Source organism: Cellulomonas xiejunii (genome assembly GCF_024508315.1).
Lineage (GTDB): Bacteria > Actinomycetota > Actinomycetes > Actinomycetales > Cellulomonadaceae > Cellulomonas > Cellulomonas xiejunii.
The window spans coordinates 3210018-3229541 of the sequence record NZ_CP101987.1; the positions used below are offsets into that span (position 1 = coordinate 3210018).

Annotated in this window: 20 protein-coding genes and 3 tRNA genes; 12 read left to right on the plus strand and 11 right to left on the minus strand. The window is 74.5% G+C overall.

What is annotated here, in order from left to right; translation table 11 throughout:
• Window position 1: 1 nt before the first annotated feature.
• A complete protein-coding gene (locus NP048_RS14720; protein ID WP_227576370.1) occupies window positions 2-1165 on the minus strand; it encodes a polyprenyl synthetase family protein in 1164 nt (387 codons plus the stop codon).
• A gap of 153 nt (window positions 1166-1318) precedes the next feature.
• Here NP048_RS14720 and galE point away from each other — a divergent pair, with 153 nt between their 5' ends.
• Window positions 1319-2296 (plus strand): UDP-glucose 4-epimerase GalE, encoded by a 978-nt coding sequence (galE, locus tag NP048_RS14725; RefSeq protein WP_227576371.1) that lies wholly within the window; start codon window positions 1319-1321, stop codon window positions 2294-2296.
• 17 nt (window positions 2297-2313) lie between these two features.
• Here the strand turns inward: galE and NP048_RS14730 are convergent, their stop codons facing one another.
• On the minus strand, window positions 2314-3219 hold the full coding sequence (locus tag NP048_RS14730) for an LLM class flavin-dependent oxidoreductase (RefSeq protein ID WP_227576372.1): 906 nt from the start codon (window positions 3217-3219) through the stop codon (window positions 2314-2316).
• 102 nt (window positions 3220-3321) lie between these two features.
• Between NP048_RS14730 and NP048_RS14735 the strand changes: the two genes are divergently transcribed.
• Both NP048_RS14735 and NP048_RS14740 read left to right on the plus strand, forming a co-directional pair.
• Window positions 3322-4269 (plus strand): LysR family transcriptional regulator, encoded by a 948-nt coding sequence (locus tag NP048_RS14735; RefSeq protein WP_227576373.1) that lies wholly within the window; start codon window positions 3322-3324, stop codon window positions 4267-4269.
• Between the two features lie 75 nt (window positions 4270-4344).
• Window positions 4345-5463, plus strand: a complete 1119-nt coding sequence (locus NP048_RS14740) for a S1 family peptidase (RefSeq protein WP_227576374.1) — start codon at window positions 4345-4347, stop codon at window positions 5461-5463.
• A 148-nt stretch (window positions 5464-5611) separates the two neighbouring features.
• Here the strand turns inward: NP048_RS14740 and NP048_RS14745 are convergent, their stop codons facing one another.
• Both NP048_RS14745 and NP048_RS14750 read right to left on the minus strand, forming a co-directional pair.
• Window positions 5612-6529, minus strand: coding sequence for a cation diffusion facilitator family transporter (locus NP048_RS14745; protein WP_227576375.1), 918 nt, complete (start codon window positions 6527-6529; stop codon window positions 5612-5614).
• Window positions 6526-6870, minus strand: coding sequence for a metallopeptidase family protein (locus tag NP048_RS14750; RefSeq protein WP_255619815.1), 345 nt, complete (start codon window positions 6868-6870; stop codon window positions 6526-6528). The genes NP048_RS14745 and NP048_RS14750 overlap by 4 nt, the downstream gene beginning before the upstream one ends.
• A gap of 134 nt (window positions 6871-7004) precedes the next feature.
• Between NP048_RS14750 and NP048_RS14755 the strand changes: the two genes are divergently transcribed.
• From NP048_RS14755 to NP048_RS14780, 6 genes are all read left to right on the plus strand, one after another.
• A tRNA-Glu gene (locus NP048_RS14755) sits at window positions 7005-7077 on the plus strand.
• Window positions 7078-7131: 54 nt separating this feature from the next.
• A tRNA-Asp gene (locus NP048_RS14760) sits at window positions 7132-7205 on the plus strand.
• A 40-nt stretch (window positions 7206-7245) separates the two neighbouring features.
• Window positions 7246-7318: transfer RNA gene (locus tag NP048_RS14765), tRNA-Phe, on the plus strand.
• Between the two features lie 321 nt (window positions 7319-7639).
• Complete coding sequence (locus tag NP048_RS14770) at window positions 7640-8071, plus strand: phage holin family protein (RefSeq protein WP_227576377.1); 432 nt, start codon at window positions 7640-7642, stop codon at window positions 8069-8071.
• 120 nt (window positions 8072-8191) lie between these two features.
• Window positions 8192-8626 carry a phage holin family protein gene (locus tag NP048_RS14775; RefSeq protein WP_227576378.1) on the plus strand — a complete coding sequence of 145 codons (435 nt, stop codon included), beginning with the start codon at window positions 8192-8194 and terminating at the stop codon, window positions 8624-8626.
• The gene (locus NP048_RS14780) at window positions 8623-8910 is read left to right on the plus strand and encodes a DUF3618 domain-containing protein (protein WP_227576379.1); all 288 of its coding nucleotides are present in this window, start codon (window positions 8623-8625) and stop codon (window positions 8908-8910) included. Before NP048_RS14775 ends, NP048_RS14780 begins: the two co-directional genes overlap by 4 nt.
• 261 nt (window positions 8911-9171) lie before the next feature.
• Here the strand turns inward: NP048_RS14780 and NP048_RS14785 are convergent, their stop codons facing one another.
• On the minus strand, window positions 9172-9387 hold the full coding sequence (locus tag NP048_RS14785; protein ID WP_227576380.1) for a BldC family transcriptional regulator: 216 nt from the start codon (window positions 9385-9387) through the stop codon (window positions 9172-9174).
• A gap of 685 nt (window positions 9388-10072) precedes the next feature.
• Here NP048_RS14785 and NP048_RS14790 point away from each other — a divergent pair.
• Window positions 10073-10279 (plus strand): DUF3073 domain-containing protein, encoded by a 207-nt coding sequence (locus NP048_RS14790; RefSeq protein ID WP_227576381.1) that lies wholly within the window; start codon window positions 10073-10075, stop codon window positions 10277-10279.
• Window positions 10280-10401: 122 nt separating this feature from the next.
• On the opposite strand, the gene purM is transcribed toward NP048_RS14790, so the two are convergent.
• The 6 genes from purM to NP048_RS14820 form a co-directional block, all read right to left on the minus strand.
• Complete coding sequence (gene purM, locus NP048_RS14795; RefSeq protein ID WP_227576382.1) at window positions 10402-11523, minus strand: phosphoribosylformylglycinamidine cyclo-ligase; 1122 nt, start codon at window positions 11521-11523, stop codon at window positions 10402-10404.
• Window positions 11520-13067, minus strand: coding sequence for an amidophosphoribosyltransferase (gene purF / locus NP048_RS14800; RefSeq protein WP_227576383.1), 1548 nt, complete (start codon window positions 13065-13067; stop codon window positions 11520-11522). The genes purM and purF overlap by 4 nt, the downstream gene beginning before the upstream one ends.
• A gap of 90 nt (window positions 13068-13157) precedes the next feature.
• On the minus strand, window positions 13158-13529 hold the full coding sequence (locus tag NP048_RS14805; RefSeq protein WP_227576384.1) for a histidine kinase: 372 nt from the start codon (window positions 13527-13529) through the stop codon (window positions 13158-13160).
• 14 nt (window positions 13530-13543) lie between these two features.
• The gene (locus NP048_RS14810; RefSeq protein ID WP_227576385.1) at window positions 13544-13921 is read right to left on the minus strand and encodes a sterol carrier family protein; all 378 of its coding nucleotides are present in this window, start codon (window positions 13919-13921) and stop codon (window positions 13544-13546) included.
• A 36-nt stretch (window positions 13922-13957) separates the two neighbouring features.
• Window positions 13958-14599 (minus strand): LuxR C-terminal-related transcriptional regulator, encoded by a 642-nt coding sequence (locus NP048_RS14815; RefSeq protein WP_431355881.1) that lies wholly within the window; start codon window positions 14597-14599, stop codon window positions 13958-13960.
• Window positions 14569-15897, minus strand: coding sequence for a sensor histidine kinase (locus tag NP048_RS14820; protein ID WP_227576387.1), 1329 nt, complete (start codon window positions 15895-15897; stop codon window positions 14569-14571). The genes NP048_RS14815 and NP048_RS14820 overlap by 31 nt, the downstream gene beginning before the upstream one ends.
• Window positions 15898-16033: 136 nt before the next feature.
• On the opposite strand from NP048_RS14820, the gene NP048_RS14825 reads away from it, so the two are divergent.
• Window positions 16034-18229, plus strand: a complete 2196-nt coding sequence (locus NP048_RS14825) for an MMPL family transporter (RefSeq protein WP_227576388.1) — start codon at window positions 16034-16036, stop codon at window positions 18227-18229.
• A 158-nt stretch (window positions 18230-18387) separates the two neighbouring features.
• Entirely contained in the window at window positions 18388-19476 is a 1089-nt protein-coding gene (gene trpS, locus NP048_RS14830) for a tryptophan--tRNA ligase (protein ID WP_227576389.1), read from the plus strand.
• Window positions 19477-19524: the final 48 nt, after the last annotated feature.

Here is a 19524-nt window from a genome sequence, read left to right on the forward strand (position 1 = left end):
GTCAACGCGCGCGCCCGGCGAGGTCGTCGACGACGCCCGCGAGGTACGTGGCCAACGGCTCGGGCAAGGTCGTGGCGAGCGTACGCGCGATGTCCGCGCCGCGGCGCGCCAGGGCGCGCACGTCCTCGACCGCACCGGTGACGTGCAGGACGTCGACGACGGCACGCGCGCCGGCCTCGTCGAGGTCCGCGCGCCCCACGTGGGTCGCCAGGACCGCGGCCTGCTGGGGATCCGCCCGTCCCCAGGCGATCCGCAGCAGCTCGGTGCGCTTGCCCTCGCGCAGGTCGGACAGGACGGACTTGCCGGTGAGGGCCGGGTCCCCGATGGTGCCCAGCTCGTCGTCGACCAGCTGGTACGCGACACCGAGCACCGTCCCGACGCCTGCGAGCACGGCCCGCGCGGCGCCGGGCGCGTCGGCCAGGACGGCACCCGACTCGAGCGGGACGCGGAACGAGTAGACGGCGGTCTTCAGCTCGGCGACGAGCACGGCGTCGACGTCGGCGGGCGCGGCGAGCGCGCCGCGGACGTCGAGCAGCTCACCGCTCACGGTCGTGGCGACGCCGTCGGCGAGCAGCCGCACGAGCTCGCCGACGACCGCGGCCGGGACGTGGCCGGTGGCCAGCAGCCCGAAGGCCTGGGCGAGCGCCGCGTCCCCGGCGAGGAGGGCAGCGGCACCGACCTGCTGGTCGATGGCGGACCGTGACGCGCCGCTCGCGGCGAGCCGGGCGCGCGTGCGGCCGGCGACGTTGGGGTGGCCGCGGCGGACCTCGTCGTGGTCGAGCACGTCGTCGTGCACGACCATCGCGGTGTGCAGCAGCTCGTGCGCGGCTGCCACATGGGCGGCGGCGGCGACGTCACCGCCGCCGAGGCCGAGGTAGGCGGCGGCGACGAGGCGCGGACGCAGGAGCTTGCCGCCGGTCACCGCGTCGAGGTCCTGCCACAGGTCGGCGCACGCCGGGTCGAACGCGACCGCTCGACGACGCTGCTCGGCGACCAGGTCGCGCAGGATCCGCGCCGCGGTGTCCGTGACCTGCTCGACGCCGTGCGCGAGGGCGGCGCCGGGGGTGCGGTCGGGCGCCGGGGGCGCCGGGGGTGCGGCCGTGTCGAGGCGTGCGGGGACGGCGACCATCGCCCCGGGCTGCCGGCGCTCGCTGATGTGACCCACGTCGCCCCCCTGGAGCAGTTGAAGATTACTCAGCGTACTGAGGATTCTGCTGGGGGCCACCGGAGGACACCTCGTGACGCCGTGCTCCGGCGGCATCCCGGGAGTGTCCGGTTCTGTCCGAGTCTGTGATACGCGCCCGGTATGCTGCCCAGCATGACATGGCTGGTCACCGGAGGGGCGGGGTACATCGGGGCACATGTCGTGCACGCGCTGCGGGACGCCGCGGCGCAGGACCCGCGACTGCGCCCCGTCGTCCTCGACGACCTCTCGAGCGGTCACGCGGACTTCGTCCCGGACGACGTGCCGTTCGTCCGGGCGTCGGTCCTCGACACGGCCGCGGTCCGCGCCGCACTGGTCGAGCACGAGGTGACCGGGGTCATCCACCTCGCGGGATTCAAGTACGCGGGCGTCTCCGTGCAGCGCCCGCTGCACACGTACGAGCAGAACGTCACCGGGACCGCGCACCTCCTCGACGCGATGGCCGCAGCCGGTGTCGACCAGGTCGTCTACTCGTCGTCGGCCGCCGTCTACGGCACGCCGGACGTCGACGTCGTCACGGAGAGCACCCCCACGCACCCCGAGTCGCCCTACGGCGAGTCCAAGCTGGTCGGCGAATGGCTGCTGCGGGACCAGGGCGTCGCGACAGGACTGCGCCACACGTCCCTGCGGTACTTCAACGTGGTCGGTTCGGGGTCCCCGGACCTGTACGACTCGAGCCCGCACAACCTGTTCCCGCTGGTCCTCGACGCCCTGGCGTCCGGCCGCACGCCGCGCGTGCACGGAGTGGACCACCCCACGCCGGACGGCACGTGCGTCCGCGACTACGTGCACGTCGCCGACCTCGCCGCGTCGCACGTCGCCGCGGCCCGCGCGCTCGCCGACGGTCGCCCGCTCGAGCGGGTCTACAACCTCGGATCGGGCGAGGGCCTGTCGGTCGCGCAGGTCATGACCACGGTCGCGCGGGTCACGGGTATCGACTTCACGCCCGAGGTCGGGCCGCGTCGCCCCGGCGACCCGGCGCGCATCGTCGCGTCGGGCGAGGCCGCTGCGCGGGACCTGGGCTGGGCCGTGCGCCACACGCCGGAGCAGATGGTCGCCAGCGCCTGGGAGGCCCGCCGCCGCACCCCGTGAGGGACCGGCCGGCGAGGTCAGCGCACCGCAGGCTCCAGCGCCTGCAACCGGGGCAGCTCGGCGGCGAACCGCTCGAGCTCGCGCTCGTCGCCGGCGTACACGCCCGAGGCCCGCGGCCAGTGCAGGACGACGTCGCCGAACCCCAACGCGGCGGCCCGCTCGACGCCCTCGACCGCGAGCGCAGCCGAGCCGAGGGAGAACCGGGGGGCGCCGTCGAGGCTCAGCCACCGTCCGACCCGGCGCCCGTCGGCCACCTCGTCGAACGCGTCCACCATCCCGGCGAGCCCGCGCCACCACGCCTCCTGCGCCGCGCCGGCGTCCAGCCCGTCGCCGACGCCCGTGCCGGGGCCGTAGGTGGCCCACCCCTGGCCGTACCGCGCGGCGAGCGCCATGGTCCGCGGCCCGTTCGCGGCGACGACGAACGGCGTGCGTGGCCGGGCGAGGGTGCCGGGCACCATCCGTGCCCCGTGCGCCTCGTAGAACTCGCCCTCGTGGTCGGTGACCTGCTGGGTCAACAGCGTGTCGAGCATGCCGAGGAACTCGGCGAACCGCCGTGTGCGCTCGCCACGCGTCGGCGCCGCCCCCAGGACCCCCGCGTCCCAGCCCTCCCCGCCGGCCCCGACGCCCAGGACGAACCGGCCGCCGGCCACGTCGTCGAGGCCCATGACGTCCTTGGCGAACGGCACCGGGTGCCGGAAGTTCGGCGAGGCGACCCACGTGCCCAGCCCGATGCGCTCGGTCACGGCTGCCGCGGCGGCGAGCAGCGGGACGGTCGCGAACCACGGCTCGTCGGCGAGGTCACGCCACGCGAGGTGGTCGTAGGTCCACGCGTGGTCGAACCCCAGCTCCTCGGCACGCCGCCACCGCGTCCGCGCGCTCGACCACCGCTCCTGCGGGAGCAGCACCACTCCGACCCTCACCATGGCGGGTCACGCTACCCCCGCCCTCCGGGCAGTCACAGCATGGAGCGATCGTGTGCTGACCGGCCGTGACAAGACGGTGGGCACGCCCGTACCCTCTCCGCCATGGACCTGGAGGTCCGGCACCTGCGCGCGCTGACCACGATCGCCTCCCTCGGCAGCATCACGAAGGCGGCGGCGGCTCTCGGCATCGCGCAGCCGGCACTGAGCGCACAGCTGTCCCGCATCGACCGAGCCCTGGGTGGCCCGTCGTTCGTCCGGGACCACCGCGGCGTGCGCCCGACGCCCCTGGGCGCGCTGGTCCTGGACCGCGCCCGCACGCTGCTCCCCGCGATGGACGCCCTGCTGCAGGACGCCCGACGGCTGGCCCGCGGGGACGCGACGACGCTGCGGCTCGCGAGCACCGACTCGACCCTCGCTGCAGCGTTCGTCCACCGGCTCTCCGAGGGCGCGGACGCTCCCCCGACCCTGCGCTGCACCTGGGACGCCGCGCGAGCGGTCGCCGAGCTGGCGACGGGCACGTACGACGCCGTCCTGGCGGGCACGTGCGGCGACGCGCTCCCGCCCGCGGCCCCGGGGGTGCGGTGGCAGCTCGTGGGCACGGACGCGGTCCACGTCGTCGTCCGCGCCGACCACCCGTGCGGTGACGAGACCGACCTGGTGGACCTGGCGGACGAGCGCTGGGTCGTCGCGGTGGGTGAGGGCTGCTTCGTCGAGTGCTTCCTGCGGGCGTGCGCCCGCGCGGGGTTCGCACCGCCGACGCCCAGCGAGTGCGACCGGGCCGCAGGGCTCGATCTCGTCCGCACCGGCGGTGCAGTGGCTCTCGCGCACCCGTACGGCACGCTGCCGGGAGGCCTGCGCGGCGTTCGCCTGCGCGGTGCGCCGCTGAGCTGGTCGACCTGGCTCGCGGCGCACATCGACAGCCCACCTGACCTGCGCGCACGCATCGTGGCGGCCGCCCGTGACGCCCGGCTCGACCAGCTCGTGGGGGCCGGCGCCGGTGCGTCGCGCACCGCCCTCGACGCCGGCCACCAGGACCGTCCCGCGGTGTGACTGGGGAACCCTCTAGATTCTGACTGGGGTTGATGCCTATCGTGACAGGACGGTCACCGAACGAGAGGCCACACCATGAGCACCTCCGTCACCCTCCGCCGCGTGGCAGCGGCCGGCGCCACCGCGCTGACCCTGCTGCTGGCACCGCTCGCCACGGGGGGAGCCTCCGCGGCGACCCCCTCCTCCGACCTCCCGGCCGGGATGGTCGAGGCGCTCGAACGCGACCTGGGCGTCCCGCGCGCCGACGCCGCCCGGCGCGTGACCTTCCAGGCCGACGCCGCCACGAAGGTCCGCACGCTGACGCAGGCCCTCGGGTCGACGTACGCGGGCGCGTGGGTCGACCCGGCCGCGGGCACCGTGCACGTCGCCACGACGACGCCGTCCAAGGTCCGCGGCCCGATGGCCACGGGCGTGACGACCGTCCAGGCCGAGCGCACGCTCGCCGAGCTCGAGTCCCTCGGCGCCCGGCTCGACGCGGCAGGTCTGCCCGCGGGCGTCGCGACCTGGTACGTCGACGTCCCGGCCAACAGGCTGGTCGTCGAGGCGGTGGGTGGAACCGCAGCCGCAGCCGAGCTGGTCGCCGCCGCCGGCCTGCCCGCCGAGGCCGTCACGCTCGCGACCGCCGAGGCGCCGCAGACCTTCATCGACGTGATCGGCGGCAACGCGTACTACATCAACGCGCGGTCACGCTGCTCGGTCGGCTTCGCCGTCCAGGGCGGGTTCGTGACCGCAGGCCACTGCGGCACGGTCGGGGCGACCACGACGTCGCCGTCGGGCACGTTCCGCGGCTCCTCGTTCCCCGGCAACGACTACGCGTGGGTCCAGGTCGCGTCGGGCAACACCCCGCGCGGCCTCGTCAACAACTACTCGGGCGGCACGGTGCGCGTCACCGGCTCCCAGCAGGCCGCGGTGGGCGCGTACGTCTGCCGCTCCGGCAGCACGACGGGGTGGCGGTGCGGCACCGTGCAGGCCTACAACTCGACCGTCCGCTACGCGCAGGGCACCGTCACGGGCCTGATCCGCACCAGCGTCTGCGCCGAGCCGGGCGACTCCGGCGGCTCGCTGGTCGCCGGGACGCAGGCGCAGGGCGTGACGTCCGGCGGCTCGGGCAGCTGCCGCTCCGGGGGCACCACGTACTTCCAGCCGGTCAACGAGATCCTGCAGGCCTACGGCCTGCGGCTCGTGATCGGCTGACCGACCCGCGGCAGGCACCGACGTGCCTGTCGCGTCCCGGCCCCGGGCGCGCCACTGGCGCCCCGGGGCAGGCAGCCCGTCGCCGTCCGACGGGCGACAGGACGGCGGGTGGCGCGGCTCAGGGGGCGTCGCGCCGCCCGCCGTTCCCTCACGGGTGCAGGCCCTGCTCCCCGCCGTGCGACGCAGGCTCGAGCTGGAACGTGCAGTGCTCGACGTCGAAGTGACCGGACAGGCACGTGCGCAGGTCGTCGAGGACGCGCCCGGTGCCCGCGCGGTCGAGCTCGTCGTCCGCCACGACGACGTGGGCGGACAGCACGCAGACGCCCGACGTGATGGTCCAGGCGTGCAGGTCGTGGACGCCGAGGACGCCGGGCACGCCCGTCATGTGCTCACGCACGACGTCGAGGTCCACCCCGTCGGGTGTCGCCTCGAGCAGGACGGCGGCGACGTCGCGCAGGAGCATGCCCGCTCGCGGCAGGATGAGGAGCGCGATCAGGACCGAGGCGATGCCGTCGGCACGCACGAACCCGGTCGCCAGCACGACGAGCGCGGCGGCCACCACGGCGACGGACCCGAGCGCGTCACCCAGCACCTCCAGGTACGCGCCGCGCACGTTCAGCGACTCGTGTCGGCCGCGGTGAAGCAGCACCAGGCCGACGGCGTTCGCCGCCACGCCGAGGAGCGCGACCGCGAGCATCAGCCGCGGCTCGACGTCGCCCGGGCGCACGATGCGACGGGCACCCTCCACCAGGACCAGGACGCCCACGGTGGCCACGACGAGCCCGTTGACCATCGCCGCGAGGATCTCGGCACGCTGCCAGCCGAACGTCCGGCGCGCCGTGGAGGGCCGGCCGGCGAGCACGCTCGCCCCGAGCGCGACGGCCAGCCCTGCCGCGTCCGTGAGCATGTGACCCGCGTCGGCGAGGAGGGCGAACGAGCCCGACAGCAGACCGCCGACGACCTCGACCGCCATGACGACGAGCGTCAGCCCGAGCACCCACGCGAGCCTGCCCCGGAACCGGCCGCTCGCCTGCCCGTGGGACGCGTGGCCGTGGTGGTGCGTCACGCCCAGCCCAGGGCGTGCAACCGTTCGTCGTCGATGCCGAAGTGGTGGGCGATCTCGTGCACGACCGTGATCGCGACCTCCTCGACGACCTCCTCGCGGTCCTCGCAGATCGCGAGCGTCGGCAGCCGGTAGACGAAGATCCGGTCGGGCAACGACCCCGCCGCCCAGAACTCGCCACGCTCGGTCAGCGGCGTCCCCTCGTACAGCCCGAGCAGGTCGGGCTCGTCCTCGGGCGCCTCGTCCTCGACCAGGACGACAACGTTGTCCATCATCGCCGCGAGCTCCTCGGGAACCTCGTCCAGCGCGTCACGCACCGCGTCCTCGAAGTCCTCGCGCGTCATCTCCACCACGCACCCATCTTGCCCCGCGACGAGGCCCCTGACCTGCGCAACCGAACACGCTTTGGAGTTCCGGCCACCAGCCCGTATGCTCATCACCGGTCTTCCGACGCCTCGACGTCCGGGGCGGACAACCCGCCCTCATCGTCTAGCGGCCTAGGACCCCGCCCTTTCACGGCGGTAGCACGGGTTCGAATCCCGTTGGGGGTACGAGCAGGTCAGCAGTACAGCACGAAGGCTCTAAGGTGGTCACGGCCACTACAAGGCCCCGTAGCGCAGTTGGTTAGCGCGCCGCCCTGTCACGGCGGAGGTCGCGGGTTCAAGTCCCGTCGGGGTCGCTGCGAGGAACCGGCCGAAAGGCCGGTTCACTCGTTGCGAGGCTCTGTAGCTCAGTTGGTAGAGCGTTCGACTGAAAATCGAAAGGTCACCGGATCGACGCCGGTCGGAGCCACCTCCAGACGGCCCCGCGGGACGCCCGCCGGGGCCGTCGGCATGTCCGCGGACTCCAGCCGAGATCCTGCGACCAGTGTCTCGCGACCAGATCCCTGCGGACAGCGTCCTGCGGCCGGGACCTCGCAGCCTGACGCCCGCGGCCCGGTGCGCGGCTCGACTCCCGCGGCTCGCCCGTCGTTGGACCCGGCCGGCTCGTCTGCCCGCTCGCGCCGCGCATCCCACCCGGTCACGCGTCCAACTCAGGCCTATCGTCCCGGCCGCAGCGCGCACGAGCACACCTACCGTGGAGGCACCGCTCCTAACGAACGAGGACCCGCCCGTGACCACGACGACCGACCGCCACCGCCACCGCATCCTCGACCGCCTCGCCGACCCCCTCGGCGAGCGCGCCCGGGACCGGATCGAGCGCGCGGAGGACAAGGTGCGCGCCGCGGTCCAGCACGAGCTGGACGCCGTCGGCGCGAGCCTGCGCACCCGTGCCGTGCGCATCCGACCGTCCGCGATCGCCTTCGCCGCCGCCGCGCTGCTCACCGTCATCGGCATCGCCCTGTTCGCAACCGCAGCCGTGGTGGCCGTGGCGCAGGTCCTGCCGCTGTGGCTGTCGGCCCTGCTCGTCGGCATCGCGCTCGTGGTGCTCGCGGCCGGCGTCGCGGCCTGGGGCCGGGCCATGCTGCCCACCGGCAACCCGGTCATCCCCGTGCCGCCCAGCACGCACCCGGCCGAGGAGCTCGTGCACCCCTGGATCGACTGATCCACCTCACTCACCGACGACGCGACGCACCGTACGCCGCGTCGCGTCGCGCGGAGGCTGCCGGACCTGCAGACTGAGGGTCCGGCTTCAACCGTCCCCGCAGGTGAGGAAGGTCCGCGAATGGTCACGCACTCCGGTTGGGCGAGCGACACGCGTTCCGACGCGCCCGACGACCCCCGGTCGCTCGGCCGTCTGGTCGGCGACCTGAGCGAGCAGGCCACTCGGCTCGTGCGCGCCGAGATCGCTCTCGCCAAGGCCGAACTGACATCCAAGGCGCAGCAGATGGGCATCGGTGCCGGGCTGCTCGTCGGCGCCGCGGTGCTCGCGCTCTACACGCTCGGCGCCTTCATCGCGACGGCGATCATCGGGCTGTCGAACGCGGTCCCCGCGTGGCTCGCGGCGCTGATCGTGTCCGTGGTGCTGCTGGTCGTCACGGCGGTGCTCGGCCTGCTGGGTGTCAAGCACGTCAAGAAGGGCGCACCGCCCGTCCCGGAGCGCGCGATGGAGAACCTGCAGGAGGACGTGGACACCGTGAAGAAGGGGCTGCACCGGTGAGCGACAAGGACACGACCCCGGCGCCGGCGATCGCGGCCCTCGAGGCCGACGTCACGCTGGCGCGCGAGCAGCTCGCGGCCACGGTCGACGCGCTCGTCGAGGAGGTGGACCCGCGACGGCAGGCCGAGCGCCTCAAGGAGAAGGGGCGCAGGCTCGTCTTCGACGCCACCGACGCCTCGGCACTGCCCGAGGACCGCGCACGGGCGCGCAAGGTGTTCGCCGTGGCCGGGGCGGTCGTCACGCTGGTGGTCGCGGGCATCGTCCGCAAGGCGACCAAGGGCTGACACGCGGCCCGCGTGAGCGGGCCGCGCTCCGCGCGGGTCCGGGAGACGGACCCCCGTGCATGACGAAGGCCGCCGTCGACGCCCCGCTCTGCGGGTGCATCTGACGGCGGCCTTCGTCGCGCACGGGGCCCGGGCCCGGTCCGTCCCCCGAGGCGGACCGACCCCGGCCTGACCCGTCGGGCTCTCGCGCACTCCCCCGCGGTGCGCGGTCCCTCCCGGCAGGTCACCCCGTGGCCGCTCGCGGGCGCGCGGCACGGGGGCTCAGGACTGCGGGTTCGGCCTCGGCTGCGGGACGCCGTTGAGGAGCTCGCGGACCTCGGACTCGCGGTACCGGCGGTGCCCGCCGAGCGTGCGGATCGAGGAGAGCTTGCCGGACTTGGCCCAACGCGTCACGGTCTTGGGGTCGACCCGGAAGAGGGTCGCGACCTCGGACGGCGTCAGGAGAGCCTCGGCCTCTGACGAGTGCGTGGTGGACATTGCGTACCTCCCTTGTGTAGCCGCCCCGGCGTGCGCTTCGGCGATCACGGTGCGCCGCGGGGTGGCACGGCTTGGTACTGAATCTGACACATCGGGCACTCCAGGACACCTTTGGTCGGCCCCACCCCTCACGCGAGGGGCGTCGCGACCGTCACCACGTCCCTGGGGCGCCGTCGATGCACCCACCCTAAACCCCCGCGAATCGGGACACATCTCCCCGGTCGGCCGAGGGGTGGTCGCCCGTTCGGGTGATGTCGATCGCATAGGAGAAATCACCCAGTCCGGGGCGCTCCCGGAAGCCAGCGCGCTGACCAGCGAGAACGCGCCGGATCGAAGCGCCTCGACGCTGGGACGTGGGTGAACACGTGGACCATGAACGCGCTCCCGCGGTGCTAGCGCGCTCGAATGTGACGTATGTCACACCTTTTCGCCGGCCATGTCAGGACTCGTCGGACATGCACAGGGCGCCGTCGGGCCGCGTCCGGCCGGAACTAGTCAAGAAGTGACCTTTCGCGGGTCACGTCGGCGCCGCACAGCCGCGGACGTGTCCGAACCCACCCGGCGCAGGTGGTCGGAATGGATCACGACCATGTACCGTTGCCACACGAAGAGACTCAACAGCACCCCGGGGCCGCACGTGTCAGCACGGAGCCGCCCCGCTTCCACGTTAGAGGGGGTCGATGCCATGGGGCGCGGCCGTCAGAAGGCAAAGCAGACGAAGGTTGCTCGGGAGCTGAAGTACTTCAGCCCGGACACCAACTACAGGGCACTCGAGCAGGAGCTCTCGTCGCGTAGCCGCAACGATGTCGTCACGGACAGCCGCCGCAGCGCGGTGAGCACGGACGACGACGACCCTCCCGGCTGGGGATGGCCTGGCGACGACGACCGGTGACGGCGCGGGCGTCGGTGCCGACCCGACCGCTCGCCTGAACCGTCGAGTACCGGTCGTCGGACACCGACCTGCGAAGTGATCGCGGCCCGAGCAGACCTGTCTGCTCGGGCCGCGGCGCGTCGTCAGCCGACGCGGTAGGTCCCGTGCAGGCGCACGGCGCCGCCCTGGACGCCCTTGGTCCCTGCCACGACATCGGGGGCGGTCGCGTCGTCGGCACGTCCGTCGCGCACGGTCCCGAGCACCCACGCCCGCATGCCGCGCTCCGCAGCCGCCCGCTGCACCTCGTCGGCGACCTCGGGAGCGACGACCGCGACCATGCCCACCCCCAGGTTGAGGGTGTTCTCCAGATCGCCCCACGGGACGGCCCCGAGGCCCTGCACGAGCGTGAACACGGGCGGCAGCACCCACGAGCCGCGATCCACGTCCGCGACCAGCCCTGCCGGCAGCACGCGCGCGACGTTGGCCGCCAGACCGCCTCCGGTGACGTGGCTGAAGACGTGGACACGGTCCGGGCCGAACTGCTCGACGAGCGCGAGGCAGTCCGCGGCGTACACCCGGGTGGGCTCCAGGAGCTCCTCGCCGAGCGTGCGCCCCAGCTCCTCGACGTGCCGTTCCAGGCCCCAGCCGGCCACCTGCACCACGCGGCGCACCAGCGAGTACCCGTTGGAGTGCAGCCCGGAGGATCCGAGAGCCACCAGGACGTCGCCGGCCCGGACACGCTCGGGACCGAGCAGCTCGTCCGCCTCGACGACGCCGGTCGCGGCGCCGGCCACGTCGTACTCGTCGGGGCCGAGCAGTCCGGGGTGCTCGGCGGTCTCCCCGCCGACCAGCGCGGTGCCTGCGGCCGAGCACGCGGCCGCGATCCCCCGGACCACGTCGGCGATGCGCTCCGGCACGACCTTCCCGCACGCGATGTAGTCGGTCATGAACAGGGGACGCGCCCCCACGACGACGATGTCGTCGACGACCATCCCGACCAGGTCGAAGCCGATGGTGTCGTGGACGTCCAGCGCCTGCGCGATCGCCACCTTGGTGCCCACGCCGTCCGTCGACGTCGCGAGCAGGGGACGCCGGTAGCGCGTGAGCGCCGACGCGTCGTAGAGGCCGGCGAAGCCGCCGACCCCGCCGAGGACCAGGGGTCCGTGCGTGGCCCGTACGGCGTCCTTCATCAGCTCGACGGCCCGGTCACCGGCTTCGGTGTCGACACCCGCGGACGCGTAGGTGACGGGCTGCGGGGCGCTCACGGGCGCTCCAGCGCGGACGCGCCACCGGTCGCCGGGACGATGCTGAGCAGGCCGTCCTCCGGTTGCCCGAGCGGCAGCTCGTTCTGCTCCAGCAGGTGCTTGCCCAGCTGCTCGGACGGCGGCAGCTCGATCGGGTAGCGGCCGCTGAAGCACGCGGTGCACAGCTGCGACGCAGGCTGCTCGGTGGCGGTGATCATGCCCTCCTCGGACAGGTAGCCCAGCGAGTCGGCGCCCAGCGAACGGGCGATCTCCTCGACACCCAGGCCGTTGGCGATGAGCTCGGCGCGCGACGCGAAGTCGATGCCGTAGAAGCACGGCCACTTCACGGGTGGCGCGGTGATGCGGATGTGGACCTCGGCTGCGCCGGACTCGCGCAGCATGCGGACGAGCGCGCGCTGCGTGTTGCCGCGGACGATCGTGTCGTCGACGACGACGAGCCGCTTGCCGCGGATCACGTCCTTGAGCGGGTTCAGCTTGAGCCGGATGCCCAGCTGGCGCAGCGTCTGGGACGGCTGGATGAACGTGCGCCCCACGTACGCGTTCTTCGTCAGCCCCTGCCCGAACGGGATGCCCGACTTCGCGGCGTAGCCGACGGCCGCGGGGGTGCCGGACTCCGGGACGGGGATGACGAGGTCCGCCTCGACGGGGTGCTCGACGGCCAGCCGACGGCCCATCTCGACGCGGGCGGCATGCACCGACCGGCCGTTGATGGTGGTGTCCGGCCGTGCGAGGTAGACGTACTCGAACACGCAACCCGCGCGGTCGATCGGCGCGAAGCGCGTCGAGCGCAGCCCGTCGGAGTCGATCGCGATGAACTCGCCGGGCTCGACCTCACGCACGTACGACGCACCCACGATGTCCAGCGCCGACGTCTCGGAGGCGACCACCCAGCCGCGTTCGAGGCGACCGAGCACCAGGGGCCGCACGCCCTGCGGGTCACGCGCCGCGTACAGCGTGCGCTCGTCCATGAAGACCAGGCAGAAGGCACCGCGCAGGCGCGGCAGCACCTCGAGCGCCGTCGCCTCCAGGGTGTGGTCCGGGTCCCCGGCGAGCAGCGCCGTGATGAGCGCGGTGTCCGTGGTGTTGCCGCGCGCGAGCTCGCCCCGGCGCTGGCTGCCGTACCGCTCGGCGACGAGGTCGACGAGCTCGGCGGAGTTGGTCAGGTTGCCGTTGTGCCCGAGGGCCACGGTGCCGGCGGCCGTCGGGCCGAGCGTCGGCTGCGCGTTCTCCCACGTCGACCCGCCGGTCGTCGAGTAACGCGTGTGGCCGATGGCGATGTGCCCCTGCAGGGCGCTCAGCGCCGTCTCGTCGAAGACCTGGGAGACCAGCCCCATGTCCTTGTAGACGAGCAGCTGTGAGCCGTTCGACGTCGCGATGCCCGCGGACTCCTGCCCGCGGTGCTGCAACGCGTAGAGGCCGAAGTAGGTGAGCTTCGCCACCTCTTCGCCGGGAGCCCAGACGCCGAAGACGCCGCAGGCATCCTGCGGGCCTTTCTCGCCGGGTAGAAGGTCGTGGTTGAGACGTCCGTCTGCGCGGGGAGCCACGGCACCATGGTGGCACACCGGTGCGCGGCGCGGCGCCGCGCGTCCACCAGGTGTGACTGCGCAGGTCCGCGCGGGGTCGCGCGGTGGCGATCAGTCCTGGGGAGCGGCTCGTCGGCGACGCGTGCTGCGCCGGTCGGCCAGCACCGCCAGGCCACCGCCGACGAACGCGCCGACGACACCGGCCGCCAGGGCCAGCACCCACCGCACGCCGTTCTGCCCCGCCAGGAAGGGCAGCACGCCGCCGTCGCCGGACGTCACGCGGCCGTCTCCGCCGCTGACGACCGCCACGACCAGCCCGACGACCACGCCGACGAGGGCGCCCGCGACGATGAACGCCCCGTACCGCGGTGCGCGTCGCACCGTCGCCGGGACCGCGACGCGCGCGAGCTCGGCCTCGTCGGGCGTCGCGGCGGTGGCGTCGTCGGGGCGGGCGTCGTCCGCGGGGCGGGGGTCGTCGGGCACCTGACGATCCTAGGTCAGCGGGCCCTCGCGGCCTGCAGCGGCAGGACGTGCGACAGGTCGGCACGCTCACCGGACGCGTGCACGCGACCGGTCGCGACCGCGGCGTCCCACGTCACGTCACCGGCCGCGAGCGCGAGCCACGTGGCGGGGTCCGTCTCGACGACGTTGGGCGGGGTGCCGCGCGTGTGCCGGGGGCCCTCGACGGCCTGCACCGCGCCGTCGGGCGGCACCCGCACCTCGACGGCGTTCCCGCGGGCGACGTCCGCGAGCTCCTCGAGCGTGAACCGGACGGCGGTGCGCCGCACGGCCGTCGGAGCGCCCTCGGGGTCGGCACGCCACGCCCGCAGCGCAGCGCGCCCGTCGGCTGGATCGGTTCGACGACGAGGTGGCACACGACCATCCTCCCCCACGGGGGCCCGCCCGCCTCCTCAGCCGTCCTCGCGCAACCAGGCGAGCACCGCGCGCACCCGGCGGTGGTCGTCGGCCCCGACAGGCAGGTCGAGCTTGGTGAAGATGCTGCTGATGTGCTTGGCGACGGCCTTCTCGCTGACGACCAGGGCAGCGGCGACGGCCGCGTTGGAGCGGCCCTCGGCCATGAGCCCGAGCGTCTCCCGCTCCCGGGCGGTCAGGCGCGACAGCGGGGAGGCGCGGCGCCGCGCCATGATGGCGGCGACCACCTCGGGGTCGAGCACCGTGCCGCCCGCCGCCACGCGACGCACGGCGTCGACGAACTCCGCCGGGTCGGCCACGCGCTCCTTGAGCAGGTAGCCGATCGCGCCCTCGCCACTCGCCAGGAGCTCACGCGCGTACAGGTGCTCGACGTACTGGCTCAGCACCATGACGGGCAGCCCCGGACGGCGGGCCCGGGCGGCGATCGCGGCGCGCAGCCCCTCGTCGGTGAAGCCGGGCGGCAGCCGGACGTCGACGACGGCGACGTCGATCGTCGGGTCGGTGAGCGCCGCCTCGAGAGCGGGGGCGTCCTCCACCGCCGCGACCACGTCGCACCCGTGGGCCGTCAGGAGTCGGACCAGCCCGTCCCTCAGGAGGGCGAGGTCTTCGGCGAGGACCACGCGCACGGCACCTCCAGGGTGATCAGGGTCGGACCGCCCGGAGGGCTGTCGACCACCATGGTGCCGTCGAAGGCCGACAGCCGGGCTCCCACGCCGCGCAACCCGGACCCGCGGGCCGGGTCCGCACCGCCGACCCCGTCGTCGCCGACGTCGACCCGCAGGGACGACGCTCCCGCGTCCAGACGGACCCACACGCGCGCGGCGGACGCGTGCTTCACGACGTTCGCGAGCGACTCGGCGACCGCGAAGTACACGGCCGACTCGATCGGGGCGGGCGGGCGGCCCGGCAGCCGGTCCCCGACGGCCACCGGAACCGCGAGGTCGAGGGCGAGCGCCTCGACCGCACCCGACAGGCCTCGGTCGGCCAGGACCGGCGGGTGGATCCCCTGCACGAGCTCGCGCAGGTCGCGCAGCGCCGCGCCCGTCGTGCTCCGGGCCTCGTCGAGCAGCTCGCGCGCCGCCGCGGGGTCGCTCTCGACGAGCTCGGCGACCATGCCGAGCGTCAGGCCCAGGGAGACGAGCCGCGCCTGGGCGCCGTCGTGTAGGTCGCGCTCGATGCGCCGCAGCTCCGCAGCCGCGTGGTCGACGGTCTGCGACCGGGACGCCGCCAGGTCCTGCACGCGCTGCTCGAGGCGCGCCTGCCGCCCGGGGGCCAGCAGCGCGGCGTCGGCGGCGGCCCGCAGGCGGCCCAGCGCGTCACCGTGGCGCCACCACGCCCAGCCGCCGAGCAGTCCCGCGACCGCCAGCACGGCCGCCCACCCCCAGGGCAGGCCCGCGGCGAGCGGCAGCACCACGGCCAGGACGAGGGCGCCGACGGCCGCCGGGGCGAGCAGCACCACGCACGCGCTGAGCAGCGCGCCGCCCGTGGCCGCGAACGCCAACCACCCCAGCAGCCGCCACGCGTCGACGTCCTGCAGCCGCTGCCACCCCCGGCGGAACGGCTCGGCCCCGGTCAGGGCCCGCGCCTCCCCCGCACCGAGCGGGCGGCCCAGGGCCTCCTCGGTCATCCGCCGCGCGTCCTCCTCGACCTGCCCGAGCCGGCCCGGCCCCGACGCGTCGGGCGGGCGGAGCGCCACGAGCGGCACGGCACGCCCCAGCGCCGCCTCCGCGCGGCGCCGGTGCACGCGCGCCATCCGCTCGACCCCGGGGAGGACGGCCGCCACCACCGGCAGGCCGGCGCCCACGACGACGAGGGCGAGCCCGACGAGCGCGGCGACCGTGAGCAGCGCGCAGGGCACCCAGAGCACGACCAGCACGAGCGATCTGCCGGTGGCCGCCCAGGGTGCTCGTCTCGTCATGGCCCCCATCCTGGCGGCCGCGTCCGCCCCTGTCGGTAGTGCCAGGTCCACCACCGGTCCGGGTCCTGCCCCTCCTGACCCGGACCGGCGCACGACGCCACCGTGGAGCCGATCACCCACGACCCCGGAGGCAGCCATGCGCAAGCCCGTCCACCGACCCCCGTCCGTCGCACGGACCGCGGCACGCGCCGCGCGCTGGAGCGCCACCCACCCGTGGTGGGCGATCGGCGGCTGGTTCGCGCTCGTCGTGGCGTGCGCCGCCCTGAGCGTCCTGGTGCCCGCGCAGACGATCGAGGACGCGGACGACCGCGTCGGCGGCTCGGGCCGCGCGGCGGCGTGGACGACCGAGGCGGGCCTCGACGACCCCGACGCCGAGCTCGTCCTGCTCACCGCGGCCGGCGACGGGGCACCCGACAGGACCGCACTCGACGCGGGTGCGCGCGACGTGGTGCGGGTCCTGGCCGGCAGGCCGGGCGTCGCCGGCGTCGGGGACCCCGTGACCTCCCCCGACGGGTCGGCGGTGCTGGTCACGGTGGAGCTGGAGCCCGCGGTCGACGACGTCACCGACCTGCAGGCGGCGGTCACCGACGTGGCGGCGGACCATCCCGGCCTCACGGTCCGGGTGGCCGGCGAGGTCTCGCTCGCGGACGCGATCGACGAGCGGGTCGCGCAGGACCTCACGTCCGCCGAGGTCGTGTCGCTGCCCGTCACGCTGCTGCTCATGGTGCTGGCCTTCGGGGCGCTGGTGGCAGCCGGGATCCCGGTGCTGCTCGCCGTCTCGAGCGTCGCGGCGACGCTCGGCCTGTCCGCGGTCGTGTCGCACGTCGTCCCGGCGGAGCCGACGGTCGCGAGCATGGTCGTGCTCATCGGCATGGCCGTCGGCGTGGACTACTCGCTCTTCTACCTCAAGCGGGAGCGCGAGGAGCGCGCCAAGGGGCGCTCGACCCTCGACGCCGTCGAGATCGCGGCCCAGACGTCGGGACACGCGATCGCGGTGTCCGGCGTCGCCGTCATCGTCTCCCTCGCCGCGCTGTACCTCCTGCAGCTCGCGACCTTCGACTCGCTCGCGACCGGCGCGGTGCTCGTCGTCGCCGTGTCGGTGGTCGGCTCGATCACGGTCCTGCCGGCGCTGCTGGTGACGCTCGGGCGGTGGGTCGACCGTCCGCGCGTCCCTCTGCTGTGGCGCGTGAACCGCAGGATCGGGCCCGGTGGCATCAGCCGTCGCGTGCTGGCGCCGGCCGTGCGTCACCCGCTCGCCGCGGTGGTCGTCGCCGGTGTCGTCTGCGGGGTCCTCGCCGCGCCCGCCCTGGGCCTGCGGCTGCACGGCGCGGACCTCGGGACGCTCCCGCCGGACGTGGCCGAGGTCAGCACGTTGACGCAGGTGGGCGAGGCCTTCCCGTCGCGTGGGTCGACGGTGGACGTCGTCGTGCGGAGCGCCTCCGCGCAGCAGGACGAGGTCGCGGGCGCACTGCGGTTCCTGGAGGCGACAGCCGTGGGCTCCGGCCGCTTCCAGGACCTGGGCGTGCCCGCCCTGGCCGCCGCCGACGACGGGCGCACGCACGTGCTCACGCTCGCGGTGCCGCTCGAGAGCGCCGACCCGGCGCTCGACGACGTGGTGCGGGACCTGCGCGAGGACCTCGTGCCCGCGGCGCTCGCCGGCCTGGACGTCGAGCACGCAGTGGGCGGCTGGCCCGCGTACGACCTCGACCACACCGAGCGGCAGTCCCAGCGGATGCCCTGGGTGATCGGGGTGGTCCTCCTCCTGACGTGCGTGACGATGGCGGTGTCGTTCCGCAGCACGTCGGTCGCCCTGGTCTCCACGGCCCTGAACCTGCTGTCGGTCGGCGTCGCGTTCGGCGTGCTGCGGATGGTCTTCCAGGAGGGCTGGTTCGCCGGGGCGCTCGGTTTCACGAGCCCGGGGTTCGTCATCGACTGGGTGCCGCTGTTCGTCATGGTCGTGCTGGTCGGACTGTCGATGGACTACCACGTGTTCGTGCTCAGCCGTGTCCGGGAGCGTGTGCTGCGCGGTGTGGAGCCGCAGGCCGCGGTGCGTGACGGCATCGCCGACTCGGCGGGGGTGATCACGAGCGCCGCGGCGGTCATGGTCTCGGTGTTCGCGATCTTCGCGACGCTGAGCATGCTGGAGCTGAAGATGCTGGGCGTCGCCCTCGCGGTCGCGATCCTCGTGGACGCCACGATCATCCGGCTGGTGCTCCTGCCGGGGATCCTGACGCTCCTCGGGGAGCGCGTGTGGCGGCGCAGCCTGCCGCCGACGAGCCCGGCCGTGACCGTGCCCGTCGGGCCCCTTGAGACGCCGATGGCGGCCCGCTAGGGTCCATCGCATGACCTCGACCTGCGCCCACCTCGCGTGGTGGTGGCTGCCCTGACGCAGCCGTAGGTCACCGACCCGTCGAGCTGCTCACGCAGCTCGACGGGTCGCGTCACGTCCCGGCACGGCTGCGTGGGCGGCTCCCGACCCGAGGAGCCCCGATGCCCGCCCCCGTCCTGCCCGACGTCCGCGCCCACACCGACGTCCGCGCCCACCCCGACGGCCGCCCTCGCCCCGACGTCCTCACCCTCGACGAGGTGCTCGCCGCCGACCCGGCCGCCCACCGCGTCCTCACCGGCGACCGCCCCACCGGCCCGCTGCACGTCGGCCACCTGTTCGGCACGCTCGCGACGCGCGTCGCGCTCCAGCGTCACGGCGTCGAGACGATCGTGGTCGTCGCCGACTACCAGGTGATCGCCGACCGCGAGGACGCGGGCGACCTGCCGGGGACGATCCGCGAGGTCGTCCTCGACTACCTCGCCGCCGGGCTCGACCCGGGGGCGACGACGATCTTCACGCACTCGGCGGTGCCCGCCGTGCACCAGCTGATGCTGCCGTTCCTCTCCCTGGTCTCCGTCGCCGAGCTCGACCGCAACCCGACCGTCAAGGCGGAGCAGGCCGCCTCGGGGCGTGCACTGTCCGGCCTGCTGCTGACGTACCCGGTGCACCAGGCCGCTGACGTGCTGTCCGTGCACGGGACGCTCGTGCCGTGCGGCAGGGACCAGCTGCCGCACCTCGAGCTGACGCGCACGATCGCGCGCCGGTTCAACCGTCGTTACGGCCCCGTCTTCGAGGAGCCCGGTGCGCTGCTGTCCGACGCCCCGCTCGTCCTGGGCACCGACGGGACCAAGATGGGCAAGAGCCGCGGCAACGCGATCGAGCTGCGCGCCGACGCCGACGCGACGGCCGCCGCACTGCGCGGCGCGCGCACGGACGCGGAACGTGTCATCACCTACGAGCCCGAGCGCCGGCCGGAGGTCGCGAACCTGCTCCTGCTCGGTGCGCTCGCCGCGGGCCGCACGCCGCAGGACCTGGCGGACGAGATCGGTGACGGCGGTGCCGCCGCCCTCAAGCGGTACGTCACCGACGCGATGGTCGCCCACCTGGCGCCGTTGCGGGCGCGGCGCACCGAGCTCGCGCGCGACCCGGACGTCGTCACCGACGTCCTGGCGCGGGGCGCGGCGCGGGCGGGCGAGCTCGCGGACGCCACGCTGCGCACGGTGCGCGCCGCCATGCGCCAGACCGCCTGACGGCGCAGAACGCGAGAGAGCGATCCAGCTCGTGCTGGATCGCTCTCT

What these genes read in the sequence shown, in the direction of transcription:
- galE (WP_227576371.1), top strand. Translation starts at nt 1,319, where the DNA reads ATGACATGGCTGGTCACCGGAGGGGCGGGGTACATCGGGGCACATGTC.
- NP048_RS14730 (WP_227576372.1), bottom strand. Translation starts at nt 3,219, where the DNA reads ATGGTGAGGGTCGGAGTGGTGCTGCTCCCGCAGGAGCGGTGGTCGAGC.
- NP048_RS14735 (WP_227576373.1), top strand. Translation starts at nt 3,322, where the DNA reads ATGGACCTGGAGGTCCGGCACCTGCGCGCGCTGACCACGATCGCCTCC.
- NP048_RS14740 (WP_227576374.1), top strand. Translation starts at nt 4,345, where the DNA reads ATGAGCACCTCCGTCACCCTCCGCCGCGTGGCAGCGGCCGGCGCCACC.
- NP048_RS14750 (WP_255619815.1), bottom strand. Translation starts at nt 6,870, where the DNA reads ATGACGCGCGAGGACTTCGAGGACGCGGTGCGTGACGCGCTGGACGAG.
- NP048_RS14775 (WP_227576378.1), top strand. Translation starts at nt 8,192, where the DNA reads ATGGTCACGCACTCCGGTTGGGCGAGCGACACGCGTTCCGACGCGCCC.
- NP048_RS14785 (WP_227576380.1), bottom strand. Translation starts at nt 9,387, where the DNA reads ATGTCCACCACGCACTCGTCAGAGGCCGAGGCTCTCCTGACGCCGTCC.
- NP048_RS14790 (WP_227576381.1), top strand. Translation starts at nt 10,073, where the DNA reads ATGGGGCGCGGCCGTCAGAAGGCAAAGCAGACGAAGGTTGCTCGGGAG.
- NP048_RS14820 (WP_227576387.1), bottom strand. Translation starts at nt 15,897, where the DNA reads ATGACGAGACGAGCACCCTGGGCGGCCACCGGCAGATCGCTCGTGCTG.
- NP048_RS14825 (WP_227576388.1), top strand. Translation starts at nt 16,034, where the DNA reads ATGCGCAAGCCCGTCCACCGACCCCCGTCCGTCGCACGGACCGCGGCA.
- trpS (WP_227576389.1), top strand. Translation starts at nt 18,388, where the DNA reads ATGCCCGCCCCCGTCCTGCCCGACGTCCGCGCCCACACCGACGTCCGC.